This is a genomic window from Saccharothrix sabaoui (genome assembly GCF_051756985.1).
In the GTDB taxonomy this organism is placed as follows: Bacteria; Actinomycetota; Actinomycetes; order Mycobacteriales; family Pseudonocardiaceae; genus Actinosynnema.
Window position 1 is genome coordinate 1 of record NZ_JBPKJK010000294.1, and the last position, 5036, is coordinate 5036.

Annotated in this window: 6 protein-coding genes; 2 read left to right on the forward strand and 4 right to left on the reverse strand. The window is 69.4% G+C overall.

Going from position 1 to position 5036, the window contains the following annotated elements:
• Positions 1-18 precede the first annotated feature (18 nt).
• The gene (locus ACR807_RS41020) at positions 19-1011 is read right to left on the reverse strand and encodes a metal ABC transporter solute-binding protein, Zn/Mn family (protein WP_438926952.1); all 993 of its coding nucleotides are present in this window, start codon (positions 1009-1011) and stop codon (positions 19-21) included.
• A gap of 160 nt (positions 1012-1171) precedes the next feature.
• Entirely contained in the window at positions 1172-2272 is a 1101-nt protein-coding gene (locus ACR807_RS41025) for an ABC transporter ATP-binding protein (RefSeq protein ID WP_438926953.1), read from the reverse strand.
• Between the two features lie 140 nt (positions 2273-2412).
• Between ACR807_RS41025 and ACR807_RS41030 the strand changes: the two genes are divergently transcribed.
• Both ACR807_RS41030 and ACR807_RS41035 read left to right on the forward strand, forming a co-directional pair.
• On the forward strand, positions 2413-2691 hold the full coding sequence (locus ACR807_RS41030; RefSeq protein ID WP_438926954.1) for a type II toxin-antitoxin system Phd/YefM family antitoxin: 279 nt from the start codon (positions 2413-2415) through the stop codon (positions 2689-2691).
• Positions 2684-3088, forward strand: a complete 405-nt coding sequence (locus ACR807_RS41035) for a type II toxin-antitoxin system VapC family toxin (protein ID WP_438926955.1) — start codon at positions 2684-2686, stop codon at positions 3086-3088. Before ACR807_RS41030 ends, ACR807_RS41035 begins: the two co-directional genes overlap by 8 nt.
• Before the next feature lie 142 nt (positions 3089-3230).
• Here ACR807_RS41035 and ACR807_RS41040 read toward each other — a convergent pair whose 3' ends face one another.
• Positions 3231-4124 (reverse strand): sugar ABC transporter permease, encoded by an 894-nt coding sequence (locus ACR807_RS41040; protein ID WP_438926956.1) that lies wholly within the window; start codon positions 4122-4124, stop codon positions 3231-3233.
• Positions 4124-5029 (reverse strand): carbohydrate ABC transporter permease, encoded by a 906-nt coding sequence (locus ACR807_RS41045; protein WP_438926957.1) that lies wholly within the window; start codon positions 5027-5029, stop codon positions 4124-4126. The genes ACR807_RS41040 and ACR807_RS41045 overlap by 1 nt, the downstream gene beginning before the upstream one ends.
• Positions 5030-5036: the final 7 nt, after the last annotated feature.

Below are 5036 nucleotides of genomic sequence, written 5' to 3' on the forward strand. Positions count from 1 at the left end.
GGGTCGTGCCCGGAGAGGTCATGCGGAGAGCGCCCCCACCAGGGAGTCCACCTGCTTCGTCATCCAGTCAAGGTAGCCGGTGGCACCTTCGGCCAGCGTCTCGGTCACCTCGACGAGGGGCAGCCCGGCCTCGGCGGCCTTGGCGAGCACCTGCCCGGTGGCGGCGTTCTCGGTCTGCGCGTTGTTGACCACCGCGACGACCTGCTTCTGCTCGACCAGCGTCAGCACCTCGGCCAGGGCGGCGGCGGGCACGTCGCCCTCCTCCTCGACGGCGTCGGCGAACGCCTCGGGCGTGGCGCTCTCGACGCCCGCGGTGTCGAGCAGGTAGTGGGCGACCGGCTCGGTCTCCAGCACCTTCTTGCCTGCGCCCTTGTCCTTCGCCTTCTCCTCCAGGGCGGTGACGCCGTCGGTGAAGGTCCGGGCGTTGGCCTCGAAGGCGGACTTCTTGTCCGGGGCGAGGGCGGACAGGTCGGCGGCGGCCTGGTCGGCGACCTCGCGGACGGTCGCGAAGTCGTACCAGACGTGCTCGTTCACGGCGTGGTCGTGGCCGGCCTCGTCGGCGTGCTCCGCCGGCTCGTCGGCGTGCTCCGGCGTCCCGGTGGCCGAGGGCTCCTCGTGGCCCGACGGCTCCTCGTGCCCGTCGGCCTTGCCGGAGAGCGGGAACGCCTCGATCTTCTTCACGCCCTCGGTCTCCGGGCCGAGCAGGGTGGCGAAGAAGTCGTCGTAGCCGCCGCCGTTGAAGATCACGAGCCCGGCGTCGCGCACCGCGGCCACGTCGGACGGCTTGCTCTCGTAGGAGTGGGGGTCGCCGGACGGGTCGTCGATGATCGACGTGACCTCGACGTCGTCGCCGCCGACGGCCTTCACGACGCTGCCCCACACGTTGGTGGAGGCGACGACCTTGATCTTGCCCGGCGCGGCGGCCGGGGTCTCCTGGCCGCCGCCGCAGGCGGTCAGGGCGACGGCGGTCACGGCGGCCACCGCGCCGAGCAACGCGTTGCGGACGGTCATCAGAGCACTCCTCGACTGACACACGTACAGGCAATGGAAACCGTTGTCGAGTTCAGTTTAAACGCTCCGCGACCGCGCGCCCCACCGACCGGGTGTTCCGCACGCCACAGGGGCCGCCCCGGCTGCGGGACGGCCCCCGTGGGACGCGCGGTGGTGCCTGTCAGTCGGTGAGCCGGGCACCCGACTCCGGGTGGAACAGGTGCACGTCGGAGGTGTCGCGGACGGCGACCTTGACGTGCTGGCCCAGGGTGGGCGGCGTGCGGCCGTCGACGCGGACCACGAACCGCTCGGGGACGTCGCCGATGCGGACCGAGCCGTGCATGAGCGCGTCCGCGCCCAGCTCCTCGACCAGCTCGACGGTCATGTCCATGCCCTGCTCGGAGGAGCCGACCAGCGCCAGCGCCTCGGGCCGGACGCCGAAGGTGACCTCGGACAGGCCCTCGGCCGCGACCTTGTCCAGGTAGCTGCGCTCCAGCGGCACCACGATGCCGTCGAGCTTCGCGCCCTCGGACGTCACCGGCACGGTCTTGAGGTTCATCGCGGGCGAGCCCATGAACCCGGCGACGAACGCGTTCGCCGGCTTGTCGTACAGGGCGCGCGGGGTGTCGCACTGCTGGAGCAGGCCGTCCTTGAGCACGGCGACCCGGTGACCCATCGTCATGGCCTCGACCTGGTCGTGCGTGACGTAGATCGTGGTGGTGCCGAGCCGGGCCTGGAGGGCGGCGATGTTCGCGCGGGTCTCCACGCGCAGCTTCGCGTCGAGGTTCGACAGCGGCTCGTCCATGAGGAACACGGAGGGCTCGCGCACGATGGCGCGGCCCATCGCGACGCGCTGCCGCTGGCCGCCGGAGAGCGCCTTCGGCTTGCGGTCGAGGTACTTGGTGAGGTCGAGCATCTTGGCCGCCTCGGCGACCTTCTCCTTGATCTCGGCCTTGTTCACGCCGCGCAGCTTGAGCGCGAAGCCCATGTTCTCCGCGACCGTCATGTGCGGGTACAGCGCGTAGGACTGGAACACCATCGCGATGTCGCGGCCCTTCGGCGGGACGTTCGTGACGTCCTTGCCGCCGATGTGGATCGCGCCCTCGTCGACGTCCTCCAGGCCCGCGAGCATGCGCAGGGCGGTCGACTTGCCGGAGCCGGACGGACCGACCAGGACCAGGAACTCACCGTCGGTGACGTCCAGGGACAACTCGTCCACCGCGCGGACCGGCGGGTTGCCGGAGAACACCCGCGAAGCCTTGACGTAGGCGACCTCAGCCATTGAAACGCACCTTTCGCTACCACGCTTTCGGGTAACGGTAGGGATTGCAAGCGCTTACGGGAACAGGTGGATTGGTCTAGTTCTGAATCGTTCTACAAGGTGCTGTGACACACCGGGACACACCTCGCTACACTGGTGTTGTGAAGGTCATCAGCCAGCGGGAGTTCCGCAACAACTCCGCCGCCGTGATGGACGCCGTGGAGGCGGGCGAGACGTACCACGTAACGCGCAACGGCGTGGAGATCGCCGAGGTGCGCCCACTGCCTCGTCGGCGGAAGCTCACCACCGACGAGCTCATCGAACTGCACAAGAACCTGCCGGAGGTCGACTACGCGGCCATGCGCGCGGAGTCGGACGAACTGTTCGGCGAAGACCGCCTCGATGACGACGACGACCCGTGGGAGCGCCCCAGTGTCTGAACGACGACCGTCCGGCGTACTCGACACCTGCGTCTACATCGACTTGGCGAAGCTGGACAGGGCCACGCTCCCGCGATCTTCAGAGCTGACCGCGATCACCCTGGCGGAACTCCACCAGGGCATCACGGCGGCCAAGGACTCAGTGTCCCAAGCGGTGCGCGCCGAGAGGTTGGGCGTCGCCATCGCGAACTTCGAGCCGTTGCCCTTCGACGGCCGGGCGGCCGCCCGGTACGGCTCGCTGGTCGGGTTGACGCGTGCCGCGAACCGCGACCCGCGGCCGCGCAAGACGGACCTGATGATCGCCGCCATCGCTTCGGTCCACGGCCTGCCGCTGTACACGCGCAACCCGAAGGACTTCGTCGGGCTGGAGTCGGTGGTCGAGATCATCACGGTCTGACCGCGAGTGGTACGCCCGGAGGCAGGGCCACCGACCTGGTGCTCGCCCGGCAGGACGACGGCCGTTCCTCGCGGGCCGCCCGTGCCGGTGGTCCACGTGGTCCGGTGGGACGGCGGCCGGGGGCGACCGCCGTCCCCGCGGGCTACCCCTTGACCGCGCCCGACGCCAGGCCGGTCACCAGGAACCGCTGCACCAGGTAGAACACGACGATCGCCGGGATCGCCACCAGGATGGACGCCGCCGCCAGGTGGCCCCACTCGGTGCGGTTCTGCTGCACGAACACCTGCAGGCCGACCGCCAGCGTCTTCGACTCGTCGGCCGCCGACAGGAACGCCGACGCGAACGCCACCTCGCCCCACGCCGTGAGGAACGCGTAGAACGCGGTCACCGCGAGGCCCGGCCGGGCCAGCGGCAGCACGAGCCGCCAGAACACGCCGAACGGCGTGAGGCCGTCCACGCGCCCCGCCTCGTCGATGTCGGTGGGGATGGTGTCGAAGTAGCCCTTCAGCATGTACGTGCAGAACGGCACCGCGGTCGTGCAGTACACCAGCACCAGGCCGAACGAGGTGCCCTGCAACCCCAGCGCGAGCAGGATGTTGTAGAGCGGCACGATCAGCACCGCGAACGGGAACATCTGCACGACCAGGAACGACAGCATCAGCGACCGCTTGCCGGGGAAGCGGAACCGCGAGGCCGCGTACCCGGTCGTCGCGGACAGGAACACCGCCAGCACCGTGGTCATCAGCGCGATGACCACCGAGTTGCCGAACCAGGCGAGGAAGTCGCCCTTCTCGCCCGCCAGGATGCGGGTGTAGTTGTCCAGGCTCGACTCGTTGACGAGCTTCGGCGTGGTCTCCACGGCCCGCGCGTCGGGCTTGAACGAGGTCACGAGCACCCAGAACACCGGGAACACCGCGATCAGCGACGCCACCACCAGGGCCGCGTGCAGCCCGACGCTGGCCAGCCGCGACCGGTCCGAGCGCTTGGGTTGGCGCACCGGCGCGGCGGCCTTGAGCGAAACAGCCTCGACCGTCATCACCACACCTCGCCTTGCTCGCGCAGCGCCCGCCGGTACACGCCCGCGAACACGAGCAGCACGGACAGGATCAGCACGCCGTAGGTCGACGCGACCGCGAAGTCGCGGGACGCGCCGGAGAAGAACCGCTCGAACGCGTAGGTCACCAGGATGCGGGTGTTCGGGTTCGGCCCGGTGATCAGGTAGATGATCGCGAACATGTTGAACGTCCAGATGATGCCGAGCAGCACCACCGTGCTGGACACCGCCTGGAGGCCGGGCAGGGTGACGTGCCGGAACCGCTGCCACGGCGTCGCGCCGTCCACCTCGGCCGCCTCGTAGAGGTCGCCGGGGATCGACTGGAGGCCGCCGAGCAGCGCCACCATCATGAACGGCACGCCCAGCCAGGTGTTCACGATCATGACCGCGACCAGCGCCCAGTCGGACTGGCCCAGCCACACCGGGTCGGGCAGGCCCACCGCGCGCAGCGCCTGGTTGATGATCCCGTACTGCGCGTTGAACATGTACTTCCAGGTGAACGCGCTGATGAACGCGGGCACCGCCCACGGCAGGATCAGCAGCACCCGGTACACCGACCGCCCGCGCACCTGCCGGTTGAGCAGCAGGGCCAGGCCCAGGCCGATCGTGTAGTGGAAGAACACGCACCCGAACGTCCAGATCAGCGTGCGCACCAGCGTGCCCCAGAAGGCGCCGTAGCTGGAGTCGCCGGACAGGATGTTCAGGTAGTTGTCCAGCCCGACGCCGACGTAGGTCGCCGGCCGGTCCAGGACCGGGTTGGCGATGTTGCCCTCGTTGATGTTCGTGAAGGTGAAGAACACGCCCTGGGCGAGCGGGAACAGCACCAGCACGGCGATGACCACCACGACCGGCAGCACCATCGCGTACGCGTACCAGTGCCGGTCCAGGAACCTG